The sequence below is a fragment of the Deinococcus gobiensis I-0 genome, assembly GCF_000252445.1.
In the GTDB taxonomy this organism is placed as follows: Bacteria; Deinococcota; Deinococci; order Deinococcales; family Deinococcaceae; genus Deinococcus; species Deinococcus gobiensis.
Map to the genome: position 1 here is coordinate 1,724,058 of NC_017790.1, position 26,245 is coordinate 1,750,302.

A 26,245-nucleotide genomic window follows, 5' to 3' on the forward strand; every position below is an offset into this window, starting at 1 on the left:
GGGACGCCGCCTGACAGGCCAGGCCTATACTCCGCAGCGATATGCAGGAACGTCCTACTGTTGCAGTGCTGTGCCACACCGGCGCGGGCGGGTCGGGGGTAGTCGCGACCGAACTGGGTCTCCAGGTCGCCCGCTCAGGCCACGAGGTCCACTTCGTCGGCCCCGCCATGCCCTTTCGCCTCATGGGTCACCAGGGCTTCCGGGGACCCTACTTCCACCAGATCAGCAGCTTCGCCTACGCGCTCTTCGACCAGCCCTACCCCGAACTCGCCGCCGCCAACACGCTGGCCGAGGTGATCCAGGAGTACGGCGTGGACCTCACGCACGCCCACTACGCCATTCCGCACGCCACCGCCGCCAACCACGCGCGCGCCATCACCGGGCGCGGGCGGGTCATCACGACGCTGCACGGCACCGACGTGACGCTGGTGGGGGCCGAACCGGCCTTCCGGCAGACCACCCGGCATGCCATCGAGCGCAGCGACCACGTCACGGCCGTTTCGCACTTCCTGGCCGAGCAGACCCGCGAGGTCTTCGGCACGCAGCGCGAGATCGAGGTGATCCACAACTTCGTGGACTCGGGGCGCTTCGTGCGCATCACCGACCCCGCCGTGCGCGCCCGTTTCGCGCACCCGGAAGAGGCGCTCATCGTGCACGTCAGCAACTTCCGGCCGGTCAAGCGGGTGGAGGACGTGGTGCAGGTCTTCGCCCGCGTGGCGAGCGAGCTGCCCGCCCGGCTCCTGATGGTCGGAGACGGTCCCGAGCGCGCCCGCGCCTTCGATCTGGCGCGCGAACTGGGCGTCATCGGGCGCACACAGTTCCTGGGGTCCTTCCCCGACGTGCAGACCGTGCTGGGCATCAGCGACCTGTTCCTGCTGCCCAGCAGCAACGAGTCCTTCGGGCTGGCGGCGCTGGAGGCCATGAGCTGCGAGATGCCGGTGGTCGCCTCGCGCGCCGGAGGCATTCCCGAGGTCGTCGAGCACGGCGTGAACGGGTTCCTGGCCGATGTGGGCGACGTCGACGCGATGGCCGACGCCGCGCTGCGCGTGCTGCGCGACCGTGACCTTTACACCCGCATGAGCGCCGCCGCCCGCGAGACGGCCGTCACGCGCTTTCACCCCGGTCTGATCGTGCCGCAGTACCTCGCGGCCTACCGGCGCACCGTCCGGGAGGGGGCGGGCGCGCCGGGCTGCTGAGCCCCTATCGCCCCAGGTCGATCTGCACGGTGGTCTGGGGGGTGTAAGGCTGCACGCGCACGGTGTTGCGCACGTCCACCACCAGGGCGTTCCAGCCGCGCTCCAGCGCCGCCTGGTAGTCGCGGCTGCCCGTGACGGTGGTGGCCGCGCTGGCCCACACGACGAACACGCCGCCCCGGCCCACGTTCAGGCGCACCTCGCGCAGCGGTTCGCCCTCGTCGTGGCTGCCGCTGCCGTTGGTATCGCGGTAGAGGTAGAACTTCAGCTCGGCGGCCTGCGCGGGGGCGCTCACGCGCGTCAGGTCGATGAGGCCCGGCCAGCTCAGGCGATCGTCCACCGGCACCTGGGCGCGGACGGGGGGCGCGGCGTCGGGCAGCGCCAGCGAGAAACGCCCGCCCGTGACCGGCGCGCTCACGAGTTCCTGCACCGGCTGCCCGAAGGGCGTCACGGCCCAGCCGCCCAGCCGGGTGTCCGGCGTCACCTCGCCCTGTACGGTGCCGTTCAGGGACAGGGCCCCCGCCTGAGCCGCGAGGCCCAGCGAGAGGAGCGTAAGGACGGACAGACGGCGCTTCATACCCACAGTCTACGCGCCAGTCTGACGGCCGCGTGACGGCGGATGAAGGGCGCAGCGGCACAACCCGCAAGAAGGCGGGGGCTGGGGACAGGAGCGGTCCCGCCGCCCTATCCCCAGCCCCCGCGCGCGGCTCCGGCCAGGGGCCAGGGCCGCGCCAGAACCGGATTACTTGTTCAGCGCCTGCTTGACGAGGTCGATGATCTCGGGCATGGTGTCGGCGACCGGCACGTTCGCGGCCTTGAAGGCGGCAAGCTTGCTCTCGGGGGTGCCCACGTCGCCCATGATGATCGCGCCGGCGTGGCCCATGCGCTTGCCCTTGGGGGCCGAGCGGCCGGAGATGAAGGCCACGACGGGCTTCTTCATGTTCTGGGCGATGTACTCGGCGGCGGCTTCCTCGTCGGCACCGCCGATTTCACCGATGACGACCACGGCGTCGGTGTCGGGGTCGGCCTCGAACATGGGGAGCACGTCGGCGAAGGTGGTCCCGATGACGGGGTCGCCGCCGATGCCCACCGTGGTCGAGGTGCCCATGCCCGCGTCGTTCAGGAGCTTGGCGGCCTCATAGGTCAGGGTGCCCGAGCGCGAGATCAGGCCGATGCGGCCGGGCTTCTCGTAGATGCGGTTGGGCATGATGCCCACCTTGGCTTCCCCGTTGGTCACCAGACCGGGGCAGTTGCCGCCGATCAGGCGCACGCCCTCGCCGCCCTGGGCGCGGCTCTTGGCGTCGAGGTCACGCACTTCCTGCACGGCGCGCATCATGTCGACGGTGGGCACGCCCTCGGTGATCAGGACGATCAGGGGCATGCCGGCGTGCGCGGCTTCGAGCACGGCGTCGGCGGCCCCGGCGGGCGGCACGAAGATGATGCTGACGTTGGCGCCGTGCGCGGCCTTGGCCTCGGCGACGCTGTTGTACACGGGCCAGCCCTCGAAGTTCTGGCCGCCCTTGCCGGGGGTCACGCCCGCGACGACCTGGGTGCCGAAGTCGCGCATCGCGCGGGCGTGGTTGGCGCCCTCGCGGCCGGTGATGCCCTGCACGATAACCTTGCTGTCCTTACCGACCAGAATGCCCATCTTACTTGGCCTCCGCGTTGTTGGCTTCCTTGGCGGCCTCGTCGGCGGCCTCGAACATGGTGGGGTACATCTGGATCAGGGGGCTGTTCACTTCCGCGAGCAGCGCCTTGGCCTCATCCTCGGCCGTGCCGGCGATGCGCATGCGCACCGGCTTGGTCAGGATGCCGTCCTGGAGGGCCTGGATGACGCCCTTGGCGACCTCGTCGGCGCGGGTGATGCCGCCGAAGATGTTGATGAAGATGGCCTTGACGTCGCTGTCCTTGCTGACGAGCTTGACGGCGTTGTACACGATGTCGGCCTTGGCGCCGCCGCCGATGTCCAGGAAGTTGGCGGGCTTGGCGCCGGCGCGGTTGACCACGTCGAGCGAGGTCATCACGATGCCCGCGCCGTTGCCCAGCACGCCGACGTTGCCGTCGAGCTTGACGTAGGCGAAGCCGTACTTGCTGGCTTCGATCTCCAGCGGGTGCTCGGCTTCGAGTTCGCGCCAGTCGGCGAGGTCCTTGTGGCGGTACATCGCGTTGTCGTCGATCTCGAACTTGGTGTCCAGGGCCAGCGGGGTGCCCGACTCGTCCACGAACAGCGGGTTGATCTCGACGAGCACGGCGTCACGCGCCAGCGCGGCCTCGCTCATCTTGACCATCATGTCGGCGATCTTGTTGAGGTTGCCCTTGAAGCCGGCCTTGATCGCCACCTCGCGCGCCTCGTAGGGCCGCAGGCCGGTGACGGGGTCCACGCGGTGCTTGATGATCTTGTCGGGGGTCGCGGCGGCGACTTCCTCGATTTCCATACCGCCCTCGGCCGAGGCCATGAGGGTGTAGCTCTGGACGTTGCGGTCCACGATCATGCCCACGTAGTACTCGGTGCCCGCGTCGATGTCCACGGCCTTGGTCACGAGGACCTTGTTGACGGTCAGGCCCTTGATGTCCATGCCCAGGATCTTCTCGCCGTTCTCGAAGGCCTTGTCCTCGGTGGGGCTGAACTTCACGCCGCCGGCCTTGCCGCGTCCACCGACGTGGACCTGCGCCTTGACCACGACCGGCTGGCCGTACTCGCGGGCGATGCCGCGCACTTCGTCGGGCGTGCGGGCGACCTTGCCGTCCTGCACGTTCACGCCAAACTGGCGCAGAATCTCCTTGCCCTGATACTCGTGAAGTTTCACGGTCTGTTTCCCTCCTTGGGTAGTGGCTTCCCCCACTCGGGGGCGGCCTGTTGCTTTGTCCCGGTAAATGAGTATAGACGCACAAGTTCCGGGCGCGGGTCTTGTCCCTGAACTGGGGACAGACGCGGTCCGGCGTGGGCCGGGACGTCCGGCGGCCCGTGTTAGCCTGCCCGTTATGACTGGACCAGAAAACAGACTGGACGCCCTGCGCCGCGAGCTGGACCGGGCCGGGGTGGACGCCCTGTGGGTCAGCGACCCCGCGAACGTGCGCTCGCTCAGCGGCTTCACCAGCCCGGCCGACGGCAAGGTGCTCGTGACCCGGCAGGGCGCGACCCTGTACACCGACGCCCGGTACACCGTGCAGGCCGAGCAGGAGTCGCCGCTGCCGGCCTTCATCGCCCGGCCGCCCGCGACCTACGACCACGCCGCGCCGGGGCTGGAGGGCCTGCGCGTGGGCTTCGAGGCCGAGAGCCTGACGGTGGCGGGCCTCGAAGACCTCCAGGCCGCGTGGCCCGGCGTGACCCTCGTGCCGCTGCGCGGCGTGGTACAGGAGCTGCGCGCCGTGAAGTCGCCCGGGGAGATCCGGCAGATCCGTGAGGCGCAGGCGCTGGCCGACCGCGTGTTCGGGGAGGTGCGCCCCCTGATCCGTGCCGGCGTGACCGAGCAGGACGTGGCCTACGAGATCGAGTCGCGGCTGCTGCGGGCCGGCGCCGAGAGCGCCTTCGGGATCATCGTGGCGAGCGGGCCGCGCGGGGCGCTGCCGCACGGGCACGCCTCGGGGCGCGTGATCGAGGACGGCGACCTCGTGACGGTGGACATGGGCGCGCGCCTGGGCGGCTACCACAGCGATATGACGCGCACGGTGGCGGTGGGCACGCCCGGCGAGGAGATGCGCCGCATCTACCGCGCGGTGTACGAGGCCGAGCAGGCCGCCGTCGCCGCCGTGAAACCGGGCGTGCGGGCCGCCGACCTCGACGCAGTGGCGCGCGACATCCTGACCGCGCACGGGCTGGGCGAGGCGTTCGCCCACTCGCTGGGGCACGGCGTGGGCCTGGAGGTCCACGAGCGCCCCGGCCTGCGCGGGACGAGCGAGGACGTGCTGGAAGCGGGCATGCTCGTCACCATCGAGCCGGGGGCGTATGTACCGGGGCTGGGCGGCGTGCGCATCGAGGACCTGCTGCTCGTGACCGAGGACGGCCACGAAGTGCTGAGCCGTTCGCCCATCGAGGAGCTGTGATGAAGGAGCTGCTGAAGAAGGCCCTGCTGGGCCTGACGCTGGTGCTGGGCGCGGCCCCGGTCGCCGACGCCGCGAGCTACCGCCAGCACGGCCAGGCGGTGTACTACGGCGGGCGCTACGACCGCGCCACGCGCATGACGGCCGCGCACCGCACGCTGCCCTTCGGGACCTGGGTACGCGTCACCCACCGCACGACGGGGCGCAGCGTGGTCGTGAAGATCAACGACCGGGGACCCTTCGGCAACAGCCGGCGCGTGATCGACCTGTCGCGTACGGCGGCCGCGCGCCTGGGCATCACGCACCAGGGGGTCGCGCCGGTCACGGTCACGGTGATCCGGCGGCGCTGAAGGCAGGTCGCCGCCCGGCGATCAGGCCGGGGGTGGTAGAATCGTTCGGGTTTCAGCCACAAAGTCGATTGCACTGGTGTGTCTTGCCCCACCGAGGAGGAAGTTCTAGATGACGATGGAAACTGCACTGCTGACGCTGGACACGCTGGCCAAGTACCTGAAGGAAAAGGAAGTCCAGCTGGATATGGAAGAGAACAACGGCCAGCGCTTCATCCGCATGGGGTGGCGCTTCGAAATGGGCGACGCCGCCGTGCTGGTGTCGGTCAACGACGGCCCGAACAACACCAGCCGCCTGGAAATCACCTGCGTGACCCAGAAGCAGTACGTGGACCGCCGCAACGAAGTGGCCATGATGCTCAACGACCGTAACCGCGAGCGCGCCTTCGCCCGCAGCATCGACACCGACGGCAACGTCTGGCTGGAGTACGTGGGCTTCTACCCCACCCTGGCCGAGATGCCCCAGGAAACCTTCGACACGCTGTTCGGCGGTGTGCTGATGCACTTCCAGGACGACTACGCCACCCTCGAAGGCTACGTGCCCGGCCCGCAGCTCCAGCAGCCCCAGGCCTGAACGGAGAGGGGGTTTCGGCCCCCTTTTACTGATATCTATAAGTGAATAGTTTCACGATTAGGCTAGTTCGTGAATTTTTGATTCTCTTTTCTCGCCTGTAAGATATGTCTCTCCCTTTTTTCAAGTCTGCCTGACACGGGTCGGCGGCCCGGTCTTTTGAATCTAGGAAGCACATAGCTGATGGCCTTTGAGGAAGACGACCAGGTGATCGGGAATGTCACGCCGCGTCCGTACAAGGACTGGCCTACAAATGGCCCAGCCTGCAAACGGCACACCGGCCCTTCCCCATTGCCGGTGTGCCATCTATTTTTCGGGAACTCACTCGCCCCGGTTCACCCTGCGGTAAACGCCCCCGCCTTCAGTTCTTGCGCTTCAGCAGCAGCTCTTCGAGGCGGTCCACGTAGCCCGCCAGGGTACGGAAGGTCGCCTGCACCGGCTCGGGCGAGAGCATATCCACGCCGGCCTCGCGCAGCGCTTCGATAGGATCGAGGCTGCCGCCGGACTTCAGGAAACGCAGGTAGGTCTCGCGGGCGGTGTCGGGCGCGGCCGTGAACTGTTCGAGAAGCTGATGCGCCGCACTGATGCCGGTCGCGTACTGGTAGGCGTAGAAGTTGGCGTACAGGTGCGTGGAGAACTGCGCCCAGAGGATGCCGCTGCGCTCGCGGTCCATCGTCACGCCGTCGCCGTAGCCCTGCGAGAGCAGGTCGGCCGTCAGGGTGATGAGGTCGGGGGCCGAGAGGGTGCCGCCCGCCTCGACGCGGCGGTAGGCCTCCAGCTCGAAGGCGGCCAGCGTGGGCATGATGAAGAAGTAGCGGTGGAAGTTGCCCAGCGCTTCCTCGATCAGGGCCACCTCGAAGTCCACGTCGCCGGCGGCGCGGGCCTCCTGCATGAGGTGGCGGCGCACCATCGCCTGGTTGAAGTTGCTGGCGACCTCGGCGTGGAACAGCGTGTAACGCGGCACGCTGTAGGGGTGCTCGCGGGTGCTCAGGAGCGAGTGCATAGAGTGGCCGATCTCGTGGGCCAGGGTGCTGTAGCTGCCCACCGTGCCGTTCCAGGTCATGAAGATGTACGGCTTGACCCGGCCGCCGCCGTTGCTGTAGGCACCCTGACGCTTGCCCTCGTTCTCGGCGTAGTCCACCCAGCGCTCGGTGGTCAGGCCCGAGACCATGTCGCGCACGTAGTCCTCGCCCAGCGGGGCCATTCCGCCTTCGATCCACCCCACGGCCTGGGCGTAGCTCACCTCGCGGGGGGGGACCAGGGCGGCCTTCACGTCGTACTCGCGCAGTTCGCTCAGGCCCAGCCACTCGCGGCGCACGCGCCAGTAGCGGTGCCAGGTCGGCGTGTTGGCGCGGTAGGTATCGAGCAGCGTGGTCACGACCTCGGTGGGAATGCGGTCGGGGGCCAGCGTCGCCGTAATGGCGTCGGGGTAGTTCCGGGCGCGGGCCAGGAAGACGTTCTGGCGCACGTTGGTCGCGTACATCGCGGCCTGCGAGTGCCGCACGGCGAGGTGGGCGTCGGCGTAGTTTTCCCAGGCCTCGCGGCGCACCTCACGCTCGGGGGCGGAGGTCAGGCGGTCCACGTTGCCCTGGGTCACGGCCTCGCCGCCCGCCGTCCCGAAGCGCAGGTCCATGTTGGCGAGCGCCGGATGGATGCCGCGCTCGCTGGCGAAGGGGGCCTGCACCGCGCCGAGCAGTTCCTCGACCTCGGCCGAGCGGACATGGGCCTTGCCGCGCAATACACGCTCCAGACGCACCCTGTGGTCGCGGAACTCGGGGGTGTCGAGCCAGCCGCGCAACTTAGCCTCGTCGAGCGCCAGAAGCTCGGGCTTCACGAAGGCCGAGACGCTGCCGTAGCGGGCACTGACGGTGCTGGCGCGGTCACGGCGGGCGGCGGCCTCGGCGTCGCGGCCGTCCACGCTCGCGCCCATGCTGGCGTACGAGAAGAAGCGGGCCAGCCGCAGTTCGAGGTCGTCGCTGACCTTGAGGTACAGCAGCAGGGCCTCGGGGCTGCCCCCCAGCGTGCCCGCGTAGGCGGCCAGGGCGTCGATGGCGGCGGGCAGGGCCTGGGCCTCGGCTTCCCAGGCCTGCACGCTGGGGTAGAGGGCCTCGATGTCCCAGGTCTGCTCGCGCGGCGCGTCGGCGCGGGCGGGCAACGCCACCTTTTGGTTGGTCATGCGCGGCAGGCTAGCACCTGGGGCGGTGAGGGGCGGTGAAGTTTCTTGGGGAGACAAGGCGGGTCAGTTCTACTTTCCCTCCCCCCCAGCCCCCCTCCCAGCGGGAGGGGGGAGCTTTTCGCTGCGCTCGGCTCGGCAAGAGTCGTTCCGGACGTTGGCGGGGCTACACGACCTTGCGACGTGACGGCTCAGGCTCGGGGCCAGCCTCCGCCCATCTGGAATGGCCCGCGCGCTGCGCGCACGACGGCCTTCGTGGGGACTTGAGCGGTGAGGTCGTGGGCTGCTCTCGATTCCCTACGCTCCACTTCCCCCTACCGTCTTACGCCGGGTGCAGGCCCGCGAAGTCCAGGCCCGCCGTTTCCTCCCAGCCGCAGGCGATGTTCAGCGACTGGATGGCGTGCCCGGCCGTGCCCTTGACCAGGTTGTCGATGGCGCTCATCAGGACGACGCGGCCGGTCTCGGTATCGAGTTCGAAGCCGATGTCGCAGTAGTTCGTGCCGTCGAGCAGCATGGGGTCGGGGTAGCGGTGGATGCCGCGCGCCGCCTTCACGATGCGCACGAAGGGTTCGGCGGCGTAGACCTCGCGGTAAGCGCTCCAGATGTCGCGCTCGCTGTAGCCGTCGGGCAGCCAGGCCTGGGCCGTGGTCAGGATGCCGCGCACGCGGGGCGTGCTGATGGCCGTCAGGTGCAGGGGGAAGTTGCCCGGCAGTTCCTGGCTGGCCTCGGCGGTGTGGCGGTGGCCCACCGGCTTGTAGACGCGCAGGCTACCCGCGCGCTCGGGATGGTGCGAGGCCTCGCTCGCACTGGCCCCGGCCGCGCTGCTGCCGACCAGCCCGGTGGCGATGATGTCCTTGGGCAGCAGCACGCCCAGCTTGAGGAGCGGGTACAGCGCCAGGATCACACTGGTGGCGAAGCAGCCCGCGCAGGCGATACGGGTCGCGCCGCGCAGGTCCTCGCGGTGCAGCTCGGGGTTGCCGTACACCCAGTCGCCCAGCTGGTCGGGCGCGGGGTGGTCCTCGCCGTAGGTCGCGCGGTAGACCTCCGGGTCCTTGAGGCGGAAGTCGGCGCTGAGGTCCACGACGATGCGGCCCTTTTCGGTGAATTCCGCGATGCGCTTGGCGGCCGAGTTGTGGGGCAGCGCCAGCACGACGATGTCGGCGGCGTCCAGCTCGGCGGCCTTGCGGAACTTGAGGTTGGTTCGCCCGCGCAGGTTGGGGTGCACCATCGAGACGGGCAGCCCGGCCGAGCGCTCGCTCGTGACCTGGGTGACTTCGAGGTGGGGATGGCCCAGGGCGAGGCGCAGGAACTCGCCGCCCGCATAGCCGCTGCCGCCCACGATGGCGACGCTGAGACGTTCGGAAGGAGTCATCCTGCCCAGGAAAGCACGAACCGGGCAGGACTGGAAAGGTATTGTGTAACTGTCAAATGAAAATGGCCTGCCAATTCGGCAAGCCATTTGAAAAGTTCAGGAGGTCTTGGAGGAAGGGTGCTGCCGATTCCGGACCCTCCGGGAAAGCATCCGAGGACCGTCTACCCACACGGCACTCGGGGCGCGGCGGACTCTACTGCCGGATGACCTGGGCGTCCTTGGGCAGGTTGCGCAGGGTCGCGGCGCTCAGGCCCGAATTGGTCTTGTAGGCGCTGATGGTCAGGTCGGCGACCGTCTTGCCGGCCGTGCTCACGAGCTGCACGCGGGTGGGGCGCCAGCCGGCCTCGGTGATCCACACGCGGGTGCGGTCGGTACTGCCGCTGCGGGGGGTGGCTTCGAGCTGGTAGACCCGGCTGCCGGCCGCGCCGCTCGTGCCCAGCAGCTTGACGTCGTAGCCCTTGAGGAGCGAGGCCGTGTTGCTGAACTGCGTGAAGTCCAGCCCACCCAGGCCCGCGCCCTGCGAGGCTTTGCTCAGGGGGGTCACCGTGACCTGATTGGTCAGGAAAAGGTACTGGCGCACCTCGTTCTTGTCGGCCACGACGATGTTGTCGGCCAGCGCGTCGGGAGCGGCGAACTGGAGCCGGGCGAGGTTCTGGGCCGGGATGGCGCGTACGGTGAAATCCACCTTCTGGGCGGCCGATTCGAGGGCGGCGGTGCCGCTGATGCGGAAGGAAACGTCCTTGGCGGTCTTCTGGGCATTGTCCACGCGGGTCAGGATGTCCTGGGCGCTCTGGGCACCCGCGACGCCGGCCAGCGAGAGGATCAGGGTCAGGGGAAGCAGCGTCTTCACGCCGCGCAGTATCGCGCCGGCTCTCATGAGAAGGCGGCCGGGCGGCTGATGTCGGCTTGAGACAGGGCCGCCCGGCGTCCCGGCTCATTCGCCCTCGCTGCCGCCTCCCAGCGGCCACTGGTAGCCCACACGGACGCCGAAGCCGGCCACGCCGCCGGCGTCTTGCCCGCCGCGCAGGTCCAGGGTCGCGGTGCCGGGACCGAGGGGCAACGAGGCCTGCGCCCCCACCCGCAGCGGCGCGGCGCTGATCCGCCACGGTTCGTAGGCGGCGTAGGCCTGCACGCGGCTGCCTTCGCCCAGCAGGTCGGGAGCGGTGACGCTGGCGACCAGCCCCAGGCCCGCCCGCCCACCGCGCGCCGGACCGGCCTGGGCGTCCAGGGCGAGCACCGTGCCCGCCGGGGTCGCGTAGGCCACGCCCGCCGTGAGGCCCAGGACCTCGGTGCCCGCGCGCACGCCGCCGCGCAGGGTGAGGGTGCCGGTCGTCTCGGTCTCGGGAGGGGCGGCGGGGTCGTCGCCCTCGGCGGGGGGCAGGGTCCGGGTCAGGTCGCGGCGGTTTTCGACCCCGAGCGCGAGCTGCGGCTGCGCGCCGAGCTGCCCGTCGGCGGTCACGACCAGCGCGCGGTTCAGGCGGTAACGCGCGCCCAGGTCGGCACTCAGACCCCGGTCCCGCAGGTCGGTGGGGGCCAGCGTCCAGGCGGCCAGGGGGTCGAGGGTCGTGGCGGCGGCCGTCCAGCCGGCCAGCCCCAGGTTCAGGGCGACCGGCCCGGCGGTGCCCGTCGCCGTGGCCCCCAGGCGCACGCCGCCGCTCCAGGCGAGCGCCGCGCGCAGTTCGGCCGACGCCGCGCCCAGGGGGGGCAGGGCGAGGCCACGCGCGTAGCTCAGGTCCGCGCCCCGGTTGGACAGTCCGGCCCCGACCGTGCCGCCCAGCAGGCGCAGGTCCGAGACACCCGCCCGCGCGCTCAGCGGGTACGCCACGCTGAAGTCGAGGCTGGCCGCGTGGGCGGCGGGCGCGCACGCGAGGACCAGGGGAGCGAGCAGGGCGGGCGGCAGGCGAGGTGACATGCGGCCCAGGGTAGCCGGTTATGCTGCACGCCATGCGCCCCCTGCCCCTGCTGCTGGCCCCCGCCCTGCTTCTCGTCGGCTGCGCGCCGGGCCGGGGGCCGGTGCAGGTGCCCACCGTGCAGGTCGAGGGCATCCGCCTGAGCAGCCTGTCGCTGCCGAGCGGCGCGGCCCCGGCCTACGCGGGGGTCACGCTGACGCTGCGGGTAGGCAACCCCAACCCGGTGCCGGTGCGCCTGGCGAACATCGCCGGAACGCTGGTCGTGGACGGGCAGGGCGTAGGCGACGTGAACCTGCCCGACGTGAACCTGCCGGCCGGCGGCGAGGCGCGCCAGAGTGCCGAACTGCGCCTGCCGGTCACGCTGAACACCGCCGCCACCTTCCTGCGGGTGGCGCGCGGCCAGGAGGTGAGCTACCGCCTCGACGGGGCCTTCACCGCCGACCTGGGGGTGCTGGGTCGGCCCACCTTCGGGCCGTTCACCCTGAGCCAGGGGGTCTGGAAGCAGGCGGCCATCCTGCCCTTCTGAGGAGCGGGGCCGCGCGGTATCCTGCCCGAATGGCCCGTACTGTCAACCCCATCCAGGACCGCGCGCGGCGCGCGGCACTGGAAAAGGCGGCGTACCTCGCGCTGTACGAGCGGGGCTTCGCCGGGGTGACGCTGGCCGACATCGCCGGGCACGCCGGGGTGAGCCGGGGCACGCTCGTGTACCACTTCGGCAGCCGCGCGGGGCTGCTGGGGGCGGTCATGCGCCGCTTTACCCGCACCATCGCGGTCGCCACCCGGCGGGCGCTGCGGCAGGCGCATACCCCCGACGCCAAGCTGCGCGCCTACGTGGACAATCAGTTTTTCAGCGTCGAGAGCACGCGCAGGTTCACCACCGTCTCGCTCGACTTCCTGGCGGCGGCCACCCGCGACCCGGGGCTCATGGCGGTGCAGCGCGACTTTCTGGCGGGGACCCTGCGCCTGGACCTCGAACTCGCGCGGCTGCCGGGCGAGACCGGCGCCGAACGCCGCGCCGTGCAGCTCCGGGCCCTGGTCGAAGGTCTGAGCGTGCGCTTCCTGGCCGACCCCGACCCCGACCTCGCCGCCTACCGCGAGGACTGCCTGGCCGGCCTCCGGGCGATCCTGGGGCAGGCGTGAGAAGGGAGCTTGTGGCGTGTGGTTTGTAAAAGAAGCCAAAGCAGTCTGAGGGCAGCCGCGTAACCCTACCGCCCAAGTCCCCCCGAAGGCCGTCGTGCGCGCAGCGCGCGGGCCATTCCAGATGGGCTGAGGCTGGCCCCCAGGCTATCCGTCACGTCGCAGGGCTGTGCAAAGCCGCCGACTTCCGGGACAACTCTTGCCGAGCGCAGCGAAAAGCTCCCCCCGCCCGGCGGGAGGGGGGCTGGGGGGAGGGAAAGTAGAACCCGAACGCCTGCCAGACCAATCTCACAGACCAGCCAGAGCCGAAGCCACCGCCCGCGCCCCCTCCAGCAGCCGTGGCCCCGGCCGCCCCAGCCCGCTCTCGGGGACACACACGACCGGCACCCCCAATCCCCGCGCCTCGATCACCTCGGGGCGCAGCTTCTTCGCGCCGCACCACGAACACACGATCAGGTCGGGCCGCGCGGCGCGCACCTCGTCCAGCATGAGGGGCGCACTGCGGCCGGGGCGCTCCGCCAGGGCATTTTCCGCGCCGAGGGCACTGAGCAGTTCCGTGACCCACGACTCCCGCGTCGCCGCGATGATGGGCCGGGGCCACCACTCGACGAGTACGCGCGGCGGCCGGGCAAAGTCGGCGCGTAGGGCGGCGAGTTCGGCGCGCAGATCGGCGACCAGCGCCTGCGCCCGCGCCGGCTGCCCGGCGGCGTCTCCGATGGCCCGGATGTCGGCCCAGGTGTCTTCCAGCGTGACCGGGTCGAGGACCAGGGTGGGCAGCCCCGCCGCCCGGACCTCGGCCACCACGCGCTCCATGCCCGGCACGCTGAGGCTGGCGAGGACGAGGTCGGGACGCGCGGCCACGAGCGTGGGCACGTCGATGTTCAGGTCGGGGCCGAGCCGGCGCGCGCCCTCCAGCCCCGGCGCGTCGCTGTGCGAGTCGGCGGCGACGACCTGGGCCGCCAGCCCGAGCGCCGCCAGGATGTCGGAATTGCTGGACGCCAGCGAGGCCAGACGCAGGGACATGGCCGCAGTCTAGGCGGCCCGGCGGCCCATGCGGCACAGTAGGGGCATGACCGACCTCCGATCAGACGATCCGCAGCGGGCCTGGGCCTATGTGCCTACCGAGCCGCTGCGGGGCACGCCGGGCGGGCCGCTGGACGGCCTGACCTTCAGCGTGAAGGACCTGTACGGCGTGCCCGGCTGGCCGCTGCGCGCGAGCACCCGCGCCCCGGTGCCGCCGGTGGGCGAGAGCGTGCTCGTGCGCCGGCTGCTGGAGCTGGGCGCCACGGCCCTGGGCAAGACCCACCTGCACGAGATCGCGCTGGGCATCACCGGCGGGGGGCGGGTACGGCGGCACCGAGCACCCGGTCCTGGCGGGCCACGTGCCGGGCGGCAGCAGCAGCGGCGCGGCCGTCAGCGTGGCGCTGGGGCAGGCCGACTTCGCGCTGGGCACCGACACCGGGGGCAGCGTCCGCGTGCCGGCGGCGTGGTGCGGTGTGGTGGGCTACAAGCCGACCAAGGACCACCCCGCCTGGAGCACCGAGGGCGTGCTCCCCCTCTCGGTGACCTGCGACCACGCCGGGCCGCTGGCGCGCGACGTGGCGACCGTGGCGCGCGTGCACGCGGCCCTGAGCGGCGAGACGGTCACCCCCCAGGACTGGGCGGGCGTGCGCGTCGGCGTGTGGCAGCCGGAGGGCTGGACCGACGCGGCGGTGCGCGAGGCCGTGGAGGCCTTCGGGGCCGGGCTGGCGGCGCGCGGCGCCCACCTCTCCCCCGTCGCGCTGCCCGAGATGCTCGACGCCTACTCGCCCATCGTGCTCAGCGAGGCCGCGCAGGTCCACGCCCAGGCCTTGCAGGAGAAGGACCCCGGCTTCCTGCCCTTCACGCTCATGTCGCTGCGGCAGGGAGCGGCGCTGGAGGCGGCGGAGGTCGCGGCGGCCTTCGCCCGGCGCGCCGCCTACCGCGCGGAGCTGGACGCCCTGCTGGAGCGGTTCGACGTGCTGCTGGCCCTGCCGTCCCCACGCCGCCCCCGCTGGCCGGGCAGGACGAGGTGGAGGTGGGAAGCGGGACCATGCCGCTGCGCCGCGCCGTGCTGCGCCTGACCACGCCCTTCAGCCTGCTGGGCGCGCCGACCCTGGCCCTGCCCACCGCCGCGCCCTGGATCGGCGCGCAGCTCGTGGGCCGCCACGGCGACGACGCCCGGCTGCTGGGCCTCGCCCTGACCCTGGAGGATTCCCGATGAAACGACTGTTCTTCTCCCTGACCCTGCTGGCCGCCCTGGGCGCGGCGCACGCCCAGAACGACGCCCACCCCTTCGGCCTGCCGCGCACCCTGACCTGGGGGGCCTACACCGTGCAGGTCACGCCGCTCATGTCCCTGTCGGACGACACCGGCTCGTCCGTGGTCGTCAAGCAGGCGGGCCGCACCGTCCTGACCGTCAAGGACTGGAACGTGGAGGCCGAGCTGCAACCGGTCCGGCCCGGCGGCGCACCCGAGCTCGTCCTGAGCGCCTACAGCGGCGGCGCGCACTGCTGCACGACCATGTACGTGTTCACGCAGGACACGGGCCGCCTGGAAAATCTGGCGATCTTCGACGCGGGCGACGATCCCGGCGACTGGCGCGACCTGAACGGCGACGGCGTGAAGGAATTCGTGTGGGGCAGCAACACGCTGACCTACTACGACTGGTCCTTCGCCGACAGCCCTTTCCTGAGCACGGTGCTCGGCTGGGACGGCGTGCGGCTGGCCGACCGCACCCGCCTGTACGCCTACGTGCCCGCGCAGGCGGCGGCGCGCGAACTCAGGGCCATGACCGACGGCCTGAAGGCCGGGCAGGGCGTGGGCGACCTCAAGCCGCGTCTGGGGGGCTACTTCGCCAACATGGTGCTGGCCGGGCGCGGGGCCGAGGCCGAGAAGGTCCTGGCGACCCAGATCTTCCCGAAGCTGCCCGCCCTGAAGACGTGGTACGTCGCCCACCGCACCGCCCTGGTCAACTCGACCTACGGCCAGCCCGAGGGGCGGCTTCAGGTGGCGGACAGCAAGGCCTACCCGCTGCCCAGGGAGGAACAGCCCTGAGGCGCGCCGTTCTGGGCCCGGTCCTGGGCCTGCTGCTGGGGCTGGCCGCCTGCGCGCCCTCTACGCAGCCACAGCCGCAGCCCGTGCAGGTGTGGGAAGGCTCGGCGCGGGTGCTGCTGCGCGAGCAGAACTACCGCCTGACCTTCACGGTGGAACCGGTGGGCCACCGCCTGAGCGGCACGCTGGACAACCGCAGCAGCGGCGACCGCTTTAGCGTGACGGGCACGCTGCTGCCGGTCGAGGTCGGGGCCGAGCTGACCGCCCAGATTTCGGCCGGCGAGAGCCCGAAACTGAGCGCCAGCATCCTGGGCCTCGGGGTCAGCGGCCTGAGCCTCAAGGCGGACGCCCTGCTGAGCGGGCGCGTCACCGGCCGCCGCTTTACCGGGACCCTGCGGGTCGGCGGCCTGAGCAGCCCCATCACGCTGCGCCAAACCGCGCCCTGAAGCGCCGCCGGAGCGCGCCCCCACCTCCCCGCCATTTCGCGTATCCCCCACAGGGCGCCTTTGCCTATGCTGTGGGGGATTTCGTCTGGCCGCCCCCCTGAATGCCCGCGTCCCCCGATCCGGCGCGCGCCCCCACCCTGCCTGGAGCCCCCTATGACCATCCCCACCCCGGACGCGGCCGTCCACGTCCGTGACCTGAAAAAGAGCTATACCGTCCACGAGAAGGACCCCGGCTTCGTGGGCAGCCTGAAGTCCTTCGTGCGCCGCCGCACCCGCGAGGTCGAGGCGGTGCGCGGCGTGTCCTTCGACCTCGCGCCCGGCGAGGTGGTGGGCTTTCTGGGGCCCAACGGCGCGGGCAAGACGACCACCCTCAAGATGCTCTCGGGGCTGCTGCACCCCACGTCCGGCACGGCGCGGGTGGCGGGCTTCGAGCCCCGGCGGCGCGAGACCGCGTTCCTGCGCCAGATCACGCTGGTCATGGGCCAGAAGCAGCAGCTCATGTGGGACCTGCCCGCCCAGGATTCCTTCCTGGTCAACCAGGCCATCTACGAGATTCCGGAGCGGGAATTCCGCGCCACCATGAGCGAATTCACCGAGGTGCTGGGGTTGTCGGGCATCCTGAACAAGCAGGTGCGCAAGCTCTCGCTGGGCGAGCGCATGAAGTGCGAACTCGCCGCCGCGCTGCTTCACCGCCCGCGCGTGCTGTTTCTGGACGAACCGACCATCGGCCTGGACGTGAACATGCAGGAGGCCGTGCGCGAGTTCGTGCGCGACTACAACGAGCGTTACGGCGCCACCGTCATCCTGACGAGCCACTACATGGCCGACGTGACGGCGCTGGCCCGCCGGGTGCTGGTCATCGACGCGGGCGAACTGGTCTTCGACGGCGACCTCGCGGGGCTGGTCGAGCGCGGCTCGGGCGGCAAGACCATCCGGCTGCAACTGCGCCGCCCGGCCGGGGCCGAGGAACTCGCGCGCTACGGCACGGTCGTCGAGGCGGGGGGCCTGAGCGCCGAGCTGACCGTGCCGCGCGCCGAGGTGAGTGCGCGCGCCGCCCGGCTGCTGACCGAACTGGACGTGGCCGACCTGACCGTCGAGGACCCGCCCATCGAGGCCGTGATGGCCGAGCTGTTCGGGCACCGGGAGGCGGCGGGCGCGCGCGGCGGGGAGGTGGTCCGGGGTGGCTAGCGTGCGCGCCGCCCTGAACAAGGCCCGCGTGCTGTTCGTCACCCAGTTCGCGGACATGGCGGCCTACCGCGCCGAGGTCATCATCTGGATGCTGTCGGGCACCTTGAGCATCGTCATGATGCTCGTGTGGATGTCGCAGGCGGCCTCCGCGCCGGGCGGGCAGATCCAGGGCTACGCGCCCGCCGAGTTCGCCTCCTACTTCATCGCGACGTGGCTGGTCAGCCAGCTCATGGTCGTGTGGGTGGCCTGGGAACTCGACGTGGACATCCGCACCGGCACGCTGTCGCCCAAACTGCTGCGGCCCCTGGACCCCATATGGGTGCAGTTCATGGGGCACGTCTCCGAGCGCCTCATCCGCATCGTGCCCATGCTGGTCATCGTCGCCCTGATGGCCTGGGCCTCGGGGGCGCGGTTCTCGGCCGACCCGCTGACCTGGCTCGCCGGTCTGGGGCTGGCCGCGCTGGGCTTCTGCTGCCGGTTCCTGTGGGAGTACACCATCGGCCTGCTCGCCTTCTGGACCGAGAGCAGCACGTCCTTCCAGGAACTCATGTGGCTGTTCTACGCCGCGCTGGGCGGCATGTTCGCGCCGCTGGCCTTCTATCCGGGGTGGGTGCAGGCCGTGGCGGTCTGGACGCCCTTTCCGTACATGCTGGGCCTGCCCGCGCAGCTTCTGGCCGGCAAGGCCACGCTGGCGCAGGCGGGGCAGGGCGCGCTCGTGCTGCTGGTCTGGCTGGCCGTGCTGTGGGCCGTGCGCCTGACGGTGTGGCGCGTGGGCCTGCGCCGCTACGGGGCGGTGGGGGCGTGAGGCGCTACTGGCGGCTCCTCCGGATCTTCACGGGGGCGACCCTGAGCGCGCAGCTCGAATACCGGGCCAACTTCGTGGGCGCGGTGCTGGCGAGCCTGGGCGAGGTCGGGGTGGCGCTGCTGGGGCTGGCGGTGGTCTTCGGGCAGCCGGAGGTGAGCACCGTGGGCGGCTGGAGCTTCCGCGAGGCGCTGCTCGTCACGGGCTTTTTCATGCTCACCGAGGGCGTGATCAGCGTGCTGATCCAGCCGAACATGTCCAAGATCGCCGAGGCGGTGCGCACCGGCACGATGGACTTCACGCTCCTCAAGCCCATCGACGCGCAATTCGGGGTGAGCACGCGCAACCTGAACCTGCTGCGGCTGCCCGACCTGCTCATCGGGCTGGGACTGCTGGTCTACGCGGCCTCGGGCCTGAACGTCACGCCCGGCGGCGTGCTGGGAGCGGCGGCGCTGTACCTCTCGGCCACCGTGATCGTGTACTGCATCTGGCTGGCGCTCTCGACGACCGCCTTCTGGTTCGTCAAGACCCAGAACGCCTCGGAGCTGTTCAGCGGCCTGTTCGGTGCGGGGCGGTTTCCGGTCACGGCCTTTCCGGTGCCGGTGCGCGCCTTCCTGACCTTCGTGGTGCCCATCGCCTTCATCACGACCGTGCCCGCTCAGGCCATGACCGGGGGCCTGAGTCTGGGGCTGGCGCTGGCCTCGCCGCTGGTGGCCGCCGCCGCTTTCGCGCTCACGCGCCTGTTCTGGAAAAAGGCCGTGGCGAGCTACACGAGCGCGAGCAGTTGAGCGCCCCTGCCCACGCATGGGCCGCCCTGGGCCAGCCCCGGCCCCGCAGCGTGCGCCTGAGCCCGGCGGCGCGTGCCCGGCTGGCCCACATCGCCGACCTGCGCGACGTGTTTTATCCGTCCGACGCCGAGGGGATCGGCGGGGAGTACAGCGGCGAAACCCATCTGGCCCCCGACCTGCTCGCGGCGCGGCCCTGGCTGACCGCCGACACGCCGCGCCGCGAAGTGCTGACAGCCGTGATGGCGCAGGAATGGACCGGCCTGCTGGCCCTGCTGGGCGAGTACGGCCCCTGGGTGTACGCGCCCGATGTAGCGGCCTTGCAGGGGCTGTCGCGCGCCTACGCGGCCCTGGTGTCGGCCGCGACGCCCGCCCGCGAGGAGGACGTGCTGGCCGCCGCGCGCCGCCACGCTGGGGGGACGGCCTCGCTGCTGGCCCGGCTGGAGGCCACCGACTACCGCCAGAAGGAACGTGGGGCCGCGCCGGAAACGCTCGCCGCCCTGGAGGCCGCCTTCTGGGCGCGGGCGGGCGAGACGGCCGCCGCGCGCCGGGCCGAGTGGGCGGCGAGGAGGCTGAGACCATGACCGGCCCCGCACCCCTCAAGGTCATCCTCGGCGCGGGCGAGCAGCGCTGGCCGGGCTGGGTGCCGACGGGGCGGGAAGACCTCGACCTGCGCGACCCCGCGAGTTTCGCGCGCTGGTTCGGGGCGCGCCGGGCCGACGCCTTCCTGTGCGAGCACGTCTGGGAGCACCTGACCGAAGCCCAGGGCCGCGCGGCCGCCCGCCTGTGTTTCGAGTACCTCAAGCCCGGCGGCTGGCTGCGCTGCGCGGTGCCCGACGCCCACTTTCCCGACCCCGACTACCAGCGCACGGTGCAGGTCGGCGGCCCCGGCCCGGCCGACCACCCGGCCGCCGACCACCGGATCGTGTATGACCACCGCCTATTCGCGGACGTGTTCGCCTCGGCAGGCTTCGGGGTGCGGCTGCTCGAATACTGCGACGAGGCGGGCCGGTTCCATGCCGAGGCCTGGGACCTGGACGCGGGGCCGATCTACCGCTCGCTGCGCCTGGACCACCGCAACCGGGGCGGGCGGCTGGGCTTCGTGTCGCTGATCGTCGAGGCGCGGAAGCCGGTGGGCGACCTGTAGGGCGGGGGCTACCCCGACTCCGGCCGGCCCGCCTGACGGGCGTAGTCGCGCCGGACCATCGCCGCGCCGCGCCGCAGACCGAAACGCTCGTAGAACGGCACGAGGTCCTCGTCGCAGGCCGTATCCACCATGTACAGGCCGTCCAGCCCCTCCAGCAGCGAGCGCATGAGCGCCGAGGCGACGCCCCGGCCCCGCCACGCTGGCCGCACCTCCAGCAGTGGGATATAAGCACACAGCACGCCGTCGCTGATCGCGTACACGAAGCCGATCACCTCACCGTCCTCGACCGCCAGCGCGAGATATGGCGCCCCGGCCAGGAGGCGGTACAGCGTGGCTGGCGTGGGCGGATTCGGCCAGCCCCCGAAAAAGCCGCCGAGTTGTGCGGGCGAGATGCCGTCCAGTGAGGCGCGCAGGTCCATGCCCCAGCCTGGAGCCTCAACCCCTGCCCAAGCATCGGCCAATTGGCAGGGGGCCGCCGATTGACCTAGATTCGTCGGCATGACTGGCGAAGCTCCGCTGCTGTTCACCCCCCTCAAGATCGCTGGGCTGACCCTGCCCAACCGCATCGTCGTCTCGCCCATGTGCATGTATTCGTCGCAAAACGGCATGCCCAACGAATTCCACCTCACCCACCTGGGTCAGTACGCGCTGGGCGGCGCGGGCCTGATCCTGACCGAGGCGGCGGCCGTGGTCCCCGAGGGCCGCATCACCCCCGACGACCTGGGGCTGTGGGACGACAAGCAGATGGTCCAGCTCGGGCACATCGTGGATTTCGTGCACCGCTACGGTGGGCGCATCGGCGTGCAGCTCGCGCACGCGGGGCGCAAGGCCAGCACCTACGGGCCGGGCCACAAGACGCGCGGGGCCGTCCCCGCCGCGCAGGGCGGCTGGCAGGTGCTGGGGCCGGACGCGAACGCCTATGACGAGACCTACCCGCAGCCCCGCGCCATGACCGCCACCGATCTCGCGCAGGTCGTGCAGGCCTTCGCCGACGCGGCCCGGCGCGCCCAGATGGCCGGCTGCGACGTGGTCGAGATCCACGCCGCGCACGGCTACCTGCTGCACGAATTCCTCTCGCCGCTCTCGAACGCCCGCAGCGACGAGTACGGCGGCAGCTTCGAGAACCGCGTGCGCCTGACGCTGGAGGTCGTGCGCGCCGTGCGCAAGGTGTGGCCGATGCACCTGCCCCTGTTCGTGCGCGTAAGCGCCACCGACTGGGCCGAGGGCGGCTGGGACCTGGAGCAGACCACCGCGCTCGCCAGGCTGCTGCGCTTCGAGGGCGTGGACGTGCTGGACGTGAGCACGGGCGGCCTGACCCCCGCGCAGCAGATCACGCCCGGCCCCGGCTACCAGACCCCCCTGGCCGCGCACATCCGCCGCGAGGTGCCCGACCTCGGGGTCATGACGGTCGGCCTGATCGACACGGGCGAGCAGGCCGAGGGCATCCTCCAGAACGGCGACGCCGACCTGATCGCGCTGGGGCGGGCCTTTCTGCGCGACCCGCACTGGCCGCACCGCGCCGCGAGCGCCCTGGGCCTGCCGCCCCAGCTGCCGCTGCCCTACGGCCGCGCGGGCTGGCCCACGTCCTCCTGAGCCGGAGTCAGGGCCGTTGTCCTCAGGAAGGCCCTCTTGATGGCGGAGCGAAGAGGGTGAATTCGGTCAAGCAGGACAAGCCTGAGAAGCAGCGGATGGATGGGAAGGCCCTTGCTCCGGTGCCGGACTGCGGAGAACGGCCCTACCCCGCCAGCAGCGCCACCACCAGCGTCACCGCCAGCGCGGCCAGCCCCATACCCACACTGCTCGCCGCGCCCGCGTCCTCGCTTTCCTCGCGGGCGCGGGCGGTGCCGATGCCGTGCGCCACGCTGCCCAGCGCCACCCCGCGCGCCAGCGGATGGCGCACCCCCAGCCGGTCGAGGACGGGGGGCAGGATCAGCGCGCCGATGAGGCCCGAAAGCACCGCCAGCGTGGCCGCCAGGGCGGGCGGCGCGTGCGTGACGGCCGCGAGCTGCACCGCGACCGGGCTGGTGGCGGGCGCTGTCATTAGGGCGCTCTGGGCCTCGGACGACAGGCGCAGCAGCCGCGGCAACAGCGTGTCGGCGACGACGCCGGTCAGGGTGCCGCCCAGCCCCCCCAGCACGAGCGCGCGCCACTGCCGCGCGAGCAGGGCGCGCAGCCGGTAGAGCGGCACCGCCAGCGCCACGACCGCCGGGGTCAGCAGCGCCGAGAGGGGCCGGACCTCGCCCGCGTAGGCGGCGTACGGCGTGCGCGAGAGCAGCAGCGCCGCCCCGACGACTACCGTGGCGATCAGGGTGGGGTTGGCCAGCACCGAGCGCGTGCGCCGCTGCGCCAGCACGCCGGTCACGAAGGCCAGCAGCGTCAGCGCGAGCCAGGTCACGCCGAGCGTTCCGGGGGGGCCGGCTCCGGGGGGGCCGGCTCCGGGCGCACCAGCCGCGCGGCGAGCAGCCCGGCCACGCCCGCCCCCAGCAGCAGGCCCGAGGCCATCACCAGCAGCCACAGCCCCCACTGCGCGCCCGCCGAGAGGTAGTCCACGACGCCGGCCGTCGCGGGCACGAACAGCAGCCCCAGCACGCCCAGCAGCCCGTCGGCGGCGGGGGCGACCCAGTGCAGGCGGATGGCCCCCACCCCCAGCGCCGCCCACAGCAGCACCATGCCCAGCACCGACCCCGGCAGCGGCAGCCGCAGCCCGGCGGCCAACGCCTGCCCCAGCGCCGCGAAGGCCAGCAGGATGCCCAGGCCCAGCACGAAACGCAGTGCGGGCGGCAGGGCCTGGGCAGAGGCGGTCACGGGCGGGGAGGCCGGGGGCGGCCTACGCCTGGGCGGCGAGGCGGGCGAGCATCCCGCGCACGACCTGCTTGGCATGGCGGGCCACGAGGGGCATGAAGGTGCGGTAGTCCACCTTGGCGTCGTGGTCGGCGGTGTCGCTCACGCTGCGGATCACCACGAAGGGCACGCCCGCCTTGGCGCACACCTGCGCGACCGCCGCCCCCTCCATCTCGGCGCAGGCGGCCCCGAAGTCGCGCCACAGCCGCCCCACCTCGCCCACCGAGGCGACGAACTGGTCCCCGCTGGCGACGCGCCCCTCGGTCACGCGCACGCCCTCCACCTCGGCGGCGGCCTCGCGGGCCAGGGCGCGCAGGGTCTCGTCGGCCACCCAGGCGGGCGGCTCACCGGGCACCGTGCCCCGGTCGTAGCCCAGGGCGGTCACGTCCACGTCGTGCTGCACGAGGTCGGTGCTCACCACGATGTCGCCCACCCGCAGCTCCGGATGTACGCCGCCCGCCACACCGGTAAAGATGACCCGGCTGGCCCCCTGCGAGAGCAGCCACGCGGTCGTCATGGCGGCGTTCACCTTGCCGATGCCGCCGCGCGTGAGCAGCACCGGCACGCCGTCCAGCACGCCCCGGTGCAGCGTGGCGCCGGGAAAACTCAGGTCCTCACGGTCTTGCAGCTCGCCCAGCAACAACTCGATCTCTTCATCCATCGCCCCGATAATCGCCAGCATCTGCCCGGCAGCATAGCGCCGCTGAGGGCTTATCCTGCCGGGCATGACCCCTCCCGACGCGGCCCACCCCGATCCGGTCCATCCCAACGCGGTCAATTACGACGACCTCGACCCGGCGGCGCTGCGCCACCCCGACAGCCTGAAGTGGACCGCCTTCCCGGAAGGCACCCTGCCGATGTGGGTGGCCGACATGGACTATCCGGTCGCGCCGCCCATCCTGCGGGCGCTCCGCGCGCGGCTGGAATCGGGCCTGGGCTACCCGCAGCTCGCGGGCGACCCCCGGCTCGTCCGGGCGCTTCAGACGCGCCTCGCCGGGAACGGCCTGACCGACCTGCCCGAGAAGGGCTTCAAGTTCCTGCCGGGGGTGGTGCCGGGCCTGTACGCCGCCGTGAACGCCCTGAGCGCGCCGGGCGAGGCGGTCATCACCATGACGCCCGTGTACCATCCCTTCCATCTGGCGATCACCGACCTGGGGCGCGTGGTGGCCGCAGCGCCGCTCCAGGCGGGGGCAGAGCGCGACGAGATCGACTGGAACGCGATGGAGCTGGCCGCCGCGCAGGGCGCCCGGCTGATGATGCTGTGCCATCCCCACAACCCCAGCGGGCGCGTGTGGGACGCTGCGGAGCTGCGGCTGCTGCGCGAATTCGCGCTGCGCCACGACCTGTTCGTGATTTCCGACGAGCTGCACGCCGACCTGCGCTACACGGACGCCCCCTTCGAGTCCTTCGCGGCCGATCCGGCGGTCCGGGACCGCACCGTGACCGTCACCGGGCCGTGCAAGGCCTTCAACACGGCGGGCCTGGGCATCGGCGTGCTGGTGGGCCACTCGCCCGAACTCGTGACGCGCGTCATGGCCCCCGCGACCGGCCTGATGGGCCACCCCTCGGCCCTGAGCATCACCATGTGGCTCGCGGCGCTCGAAGAAGGCGGTCCCTGGCTGGAGGACACGGTCGCGTACCTGCGCGGCAACCGCGACTTCCTGGTGGAGTTCGTGAGAGAACACCTGCCCTGGGCGCACGTCTTCTCGCCCGAAGCGACGTACCTCGCCTGGATCGACCTGCGGGCGCACCCCCGCGCGGACGATATCCAGAAGGTGCTGCTCGACGAGGCGGGGCTGGCGGTCCACAACGGCCCCGTCTTCGCGCCCGAGGCCCTCAAGCCGCAGTACCAGGGCTTCGTCCGTGTGAATTTCGCCACCAGCCGCGCGCTGCTCGCCGGGGGCCTGGAACGCCTCGCGGCCGCCCTGAACCCCGAAGTCCGGACCGGGGAGGAATAGCCGACAGGGCGCAGGGGCCCGGGCCGCATCTGCGCGGCCCGGGCCTCTACGCCTCAGCGCCGGGCCTGCGCCGCCTTGATCAGCAGCGGCACCACACTCAGCACCAGCACGGCCGCCACGATCAACAGGACGTAGTGGTCCAGGCCCGGAATGCGCTGGCCGAAGAAGTACGCCAGGGCAGGCAGGCCCGCGCCCCACAGCAGCGCGCCCAGCACGCTGTAGAACATGTACAGGCCGAAGGGCATGTTGCTGATGCCCGCCAGCGTGGGCACTACCGCGCGCACGAAGGGCATGAAGCGGGCCAGCATCACCGACACCGGGCCCTGACGCGCGAAGAACTCCTCGGCCCGCTCACGGTATTCGGGCTTGAAGAGGCGCGAATTCTGGCGGCTGAAGATGGCGGGGCCGAAGCGCCGCCCGAGCAGGTAGCCCACCAGACTGCCCAGGATCGCCCCGGCGACGACCACGCCGATCACGCCGCCCAGGCTGAGCTGGCCCGAGGCCGCCGCGATGCCCGCCAGGATGAGCAGGCTGTCGCCGGGCAGGGCCGCGCCGAGCAGCAGCCCCGTTTCGGCGAAGACGACCAGAAAGATGCCCAGATAGGACGCGCTGAGGATGGCGTGGGTGAACTGCTCCATAGTGGCCCAGCTTAGCGGGCCGCGCCGGGCACGGGCATACCCCGAAAGGTGGAGGCCTAGGGCGCGGGCTGCGCGGGAGCCGACCGTTCCAGGCGGGCGATGGTCCGCGCCAGCCACTCGCGGTCGGCGTGGGTCAGGGCGCGGATGCGCTCCATCGCCAGCCCCACGCCGACCGTGCAGGGCAGGTTGTAGGTGTCGTAGAGCCGCAGCCGGGCCTCGACGCCCTCCAGGCGGCGGCGCAGGGCCTCCAGCGTCTCGCCGGGCGTGAGGTTCTCGGCGAACATGACCGGCACGTTGCCCGTCAGGATCAGGGCTTCCTCGCGGGCGAGCTGTTCGCGCAGCATCTCCCCGAAGCGCGCCTGTCCGGCCGGCGTGATGTGGTAGACCCGGCGGTTGGGGCGCTGGCCGTGCTGCTCGACCCGGCTTCCGATCAGGCCGTGTCCTTCCAGGCGTTCGAGCAGCTGGTAGGCCGTCGCCTTTTTCAGCGAGATGACGTGGTGCAGGGTGCGCTCGATAAAGTCGTTGATCTCGTAGCCGTGGCGGTCCTGGACCGTGAGCAGGCCCAGCAGCAGCAGGGTCCGCTCGTCGTCCGGGGGTGGGGAGGTCAAGACTTCGGTGAGCATG

General features: G+C 71.6%; 29 protein-coding genes and 1 pseudogene. 16 read left to right on the top strand and 14 right to left on the bottom strand.

The window, feature by feature from the left end:
• The first annotated feature begins 41 nt into the window (after window positions 1-41).
• Window positions 42-1,196 carry an N-acetyl-alpha-D-glucosaminyl L-malate synthase BshA gene (gene bshA, locus DGO_RS08085; RefSeq protein WP_014685004.1) on the top strand — a complete coding sequence of 385 codons (1,155 nt, stop codon included), beginning with the start codon at window positions 42-44 and terminating at the stop codon, window positions 1,194-1,196.
• Between the two features lie 4 nt (window positions 1,197-1,200).
• Here the strand turns inward: bshA and DGO_RS08090 are convergent, their stop codons facing one another.
• The 3 genes from DGO_RS08090 to sucC form a co-directional block, all read right to left on the bottom strand.
• Window positions 1,201-1,770 carry a hypothetical protein gene (locus DGO_RS08090; RefSeq protein WP_014685005.1) on the bottom strand — a complete coding sequence of 190 codons (570 nt, stop codon included), beginning with the start codon at window positions 1,768-1,770 and terminating at the stop codon, window positions 1,201-1,203.
• Window positions 1,771-1,935: 165 nt separating this feature from the next.
• Window positions 1,936-2,841 (bottom strand): succinate--CoA ligase subunit alpha, encoded by a 906-nt coding sequence (gene sucD, locus DGO_RS08095; RefSeq protein WP_014685006.1) that lies wholly within the window; start codon window positions 2,839-2,841, stop codon window positions 1,936-1,938.
• A gap of 1 nt (window position 2,842) precedes the next feature.
• Entirely contained in the window at window positions 2,843-4,000 is a 1,158-nt protein-coding gene (gene sucC / locus DGO_RS08100; RefSeq protein ID WP_014685007.1) for an ADP-forming succinate--CoA ligase subunit beta, read from the bottom strand.
• Window positions 4,001-4,175: 175 nt separating this feature from the next.
• Between sucC and DGO_RS08105 the strand changes: the two genes are divergently transcribed.
• From DGO_RS08105 to DGO_RS08115, 3 genes are all read left to right on the top strand, one after another.
• Complete coding sequence (locus DGO_RS08105) at window positions 4,176-5,237, top strand: M24 family metallopeptidase (RefSeq protein WP_043801638.1); 1,062 nt, start codon at window positions 4,176-4,178, stop codon at window positions 5,235-5,237.
• On the top strand, window positions 5,237-5,584 hold the full coding sequence (locus DGO_RS08110) for a septal ring lytic transglycosylase RlpA family protein (protein ID WP_014685009.1): 348 nt from the start codon (window positions 5,237-5,239) through the stop codon (window positions 5,582-5,584). The genes DGO_RS08105 and DGO_RS08110 overlap by 1 nt, the downstream gene beginning before the upstream one ends.
• 109 nt (window positions 5,585-5,693) lie before the next feature.
• Window positions 5,694-6,155, top strand: coding sequence for a YbjN domain-containing protein (locus DGO_RS08115; protein ID WP_014685010.1), 462 nt, complete (start codon window positions 5,694-5,696; stop codon window positions 6,153-6,155).
• 358 nt (window positions 6,156-6,513) lie between these two features.
• On the opposite strand, the gene pepF is transcribed toward DGO_RS08115, so the two are convergent.
• The 4 genes from pepF to DGO_RS08135 all read right to left on the bottom strand — a co-directional run bounded on the left by pepF (window position 6,514) and on the right by DGO_RS08135 (window position 11,609).
• Window positions 6,514-8,328 (bottom strand): oligoendopeptidase F, encoded by a 1,815-nt coding sequence (gene pepF / locus DGO_RS08120; protein ID WP_043801640.1) that lies wholly within the window; start codon window positions 8,326-8,328, stop codon window positions 6,514-6,516.
• Between the two features lie 319 nt (window positions 8,329-8,647).
• Window positions 8,648-9,697 (bottom strand): N-acetyl-gamma-glutamyl-phosphate reductase, encoded by a 1,050-nt coding sequence (gene argC / locus DGO_RS08125; RefSeq protein ID WP_083847250.1) that lies wholly within the window; start codon window positions 9,695-9,697, stop codon window positions 8,648-8,650.
• Window positions 9,698-9,890: 193 nt separating this feature from the next.
• The gene (locus DGO_RS08130; RefSeq protein WP_014685013.1) at window positions 9,891-10,574 is read right to left on the bottom strand and encodes an outer membrane lipoprotein carrier protein LolA; all 684 of its coding nucleotides are present in this window, start codon (window positions 10,572-10,574) and stop codon (window positions 9,891-9,893) included.
• Between the two features lie 57 nt (window positions 10,575-10,631).
• Window positions 10,632-11,609, bottom strand: coding sequence for a hypothetical protein (locus tag DGO_RS08135; protein ID WP_043801644.1), 978 nt, complete (start codon window positions 11,607-11,609; stop codon window positions 10,632-10,634).
• 32 nt (window positions 11,610-11,641) lie between these two features.
• On the opposite strand from DGO_RS08135, the gene DGO_RS08140 reads away from it, so the two are divergent.
• Window positions 11,642-12,133 (top strand): LEA type 2 family protein, encoded by a 492-nt coding sequence (locus DGO_RS08140; RefSeq protein ID WP_043803529.1) that lies wholly within the window; start codon window positions 11,642-11,644, stop codon window positions 12,131-12,133.
• 29 nt (window positions 12,134-12,162) lie between these two features.
• Entirely contained in the window at window positions 12,163-12,747 is a 585-nt protein-coding gene (locus DGO_RS08145) for a TetR/AcrR family transcriptional regulator (RefSeq protein WP_014685016.1), read from the top strand.
• Between the two features lie 285 nt (window positions 12,748-13,032).
• On the opposite strand, the gene DGO_RS08150 is transcribed toward DGO_RS08145, so the two are convergent.
• The gene (locus tag DGO_RS08150; protein ID WP_050920733.1) at window positions 13,033-13,767 is read right to left on the bottom strand and encodes a helical backbone metal receptor; all 735 of its coding nucleotides are present in this window, start codon (window positions 13,765-13,767) and stop codon (window positions 13,033-13,035) included.
• A 46-nt stretch (window positions 13,768-13,813) separates the two neighbouring features.
• Between DGO_RS08150 and DGO_RS08155 the strand changes: the two are divergent.
• The 8 genes and pseudogenes from DGO_RS08155 (at window position 13,814) to DGO_RS08190 (ending at window position 20,184) form a co-directional block, all read left to right on the top strand.
• Window positions 13,814-14,986, top strand: a pseudogene (locus DGO_RS08155) (amidase).
• The gene (locus DGO_RS08160) at window positions 14,983-15,819 is read left to right on the top strand and encodes a hypothetical protein (protein ID WP_085961053.1); all 837 of its coding nucleotides are present in this window, start codon (window positions 14,983-14,985) and stop codon (window positions 15,817-15,819) included. Before DGO_RS08155 ends, DGO_RS08160 begins: the two are co-directional and overlap by 4 nt.
• Window positions 15,820-15,902: 83 nt before the next feature.
• Entirely contained in the window at window positions 15,903-16,262 is a 360-nt protein-coding gene (locus DGO_RS08165; RefSeq protein WP_014685020.1) for a hypothetical protein, read from the top strand.
• A gap of 153 nt (window positions 16,263-16,415) precedes the next feature.
• Window positions 16,416-17,450: an ABC transporter ATP-binding protein gene (locus DGO_RS08170; protein ID WP_050920734.1), complete on the top strand. Its 1,035-nt coding sequence runs from the start codon at window positions 16,416-16,418 to the stop codon at window positions 17,448-17,450.
• 1 nt (window position 17,451) lies between these two features.
• Window positions 17,452-18,255, top strand: coding sequence for an ABC transporter permease (locus tag DGO_RS08175; protein ID WP_043801647.1), 804 nt, complete (start codon window positions 17,452-17,454; stop codon window positions 18,253-18,255).
• Entirely contained in the window at window positions 18,252-19,040 is a 789-nt protein-coding gene (locus DGO_RS08180; RefSeq protein WP_014685023.1) for an ABC transporter permease, read from the top strand. The genes DGO_RS08175 and DGO_RS08180 overlap by 4 nt, the downstream gene beginning before the upstream one ends.
• Window positions 19,037-19,621, top strand: a complete 585-nt coding sequence (locus DGO_RS08185; RefSeq protein WP_043801649.1) for a hypothetical protein — start codon at window positions 19,037-19,039, stop codon at window positions 19,619-19,621. Before DGO_RS08180 ends, DGO_RS08185 begins: the two co-directional genes overlap by 4 nt.
• Window positions 19,618-20,184, top strand: coding sequence for a class I SAM-dependent methyltransferase (locus tag DGO_RS08190; protein WP_014685025.1), 567 nt, complete (start codon window positions 19,618-19,620; stop codon window positions 20,182-20,184). Before DGO_RS08185 ends, DGO_RS08190 begins: the two co-directional genes overlap by 4 nt.
• A gap of 8 nt (window positions 20,185-20,192) precedes the next feature.
• Here the strand turns inward: DGO_RS08190 and DGO_RS08195 are convergent, their stop codons facing one another.
• The gene (locus tag DGO_RS08195; protein ID WP_014685026.1) at window positions 20,193-20,603 is read right to left on the bottom strand and encodes a GNAT family N-acetyltransferase; all 411 of its coding nucleotides are present in this window, start codon (window positions 20,601-20,603) and stop codon (window positions 20,193-20,195) included.
• A gap of 79 nt (window positions 20,604-20,682) precedes the next feature.
• Between DGO_RS08195 and DGO_RS08200 the strand changes: the two genes are divergently transcribed.
• The gene (locus DGO_RS08200; protein ID WP_043801651.1) at window positions 20,683-21,777 is read left to right on the top strand and encodes an NADH:flavin oxidoreductase/NADH oxidase; all 1,095 of its coding nucleotides are present in this window, start codon (window positions 20,683-20,685) and stop codon (window positions 21,775-21,777) included.
• A 142-nt stretch (window positions 21,778-21,919) separates the two neighbouring features.
• Here the strand turns inward: DGO_RS08200 and DGO_RS08205 are convergent, their stop codons facing one another.
• Genes DGO_RS08205 through DGO_RS08215 form a run of 3 tightly spaced genes read right to left on the bottom strand, consistent with a single transcriptional unit; the run spans window position 21,920 to window position 23,707 of the window.
• Window positions 21,920-22,579, bottom strand: coding sequence for an LrgB family protein (locus tag DGO_RS08205; protein WP_043801653.1), 660 nt, complete (start codon window positions 22,577-22,579; stop codon window positions 21,920-21,922).
• Window positions 22,576-22,989, bottom strand: a complete 414-nt coding sequence (locus DGO_RS08210) for a CidA/LrgA family protein (RefSeq protein ID WP_050920735.1) — start codon at window positions 22,987-22,989, stop codon at window positions 22,576-22,578. Before DGO_RS08210 ends, DGO_RS08205 begins: the two co-directional genes overlap by 4 nt.
• 22 nt (window positions 22,990-23,011) lie before the next feature.
• Window positions 23,012-23,707 (bottom strand): 5'-methylthioadenosine/adenosylhomocysteine nucleosidase, encoded by a 696-nt coding sequence (locus tag DGO_RS08215; protein WP_014685030.1) that lies wholly within the window; start codon window positions 23,705-23,707, stop codon window positions 23,012-23,014.
• Window positions 23,708-23,750: 43 nt separating this feature from the next.
• Between DGO_RS08215 and DGO_RS08220 the strand changes: the two genes are divergently transcribed.
• On the top strand, window positions 23,751-24,983 hold the full coding sequence (locus DGO_RS08220) for a MalY/PatB family protein (RefSeq protein WP_043801655.1): 1,233 nt from the start codon (window positions 23,751-23,753) through the stop codon (window positions 24,981-24,983).
• Between the two features lie 53 nt (window positions 24,984-25,036).
• Here DGO_RS08220 and DGO_RS08225 read toward each other — a convergent pair whose 3' ends face one another.
• Window positions 25,037-25,621, bottom strand: a complete 585-nt coding sequence (locus tag DGO_RS08225; protein ID WP_014685032.1) for a DedA family protein — start codon at window positions 25,619-25,621, stop codon at window positions 25,037-25,039.
• Between the two features lie 56 nt (window positions 25,622-25,677).
• Complete coding sequence (locus DGO_RS08230) at window positions 25,678-26,244, bottom strand: PadR family transcriptional regulator (protein WP_014685033.1); 567 nt, start codon at window positions 26,242-26,244, stop codon at window positions 25,678-25,680.
• Window position 26,245 lies beyond the last annotated feature (1 nt).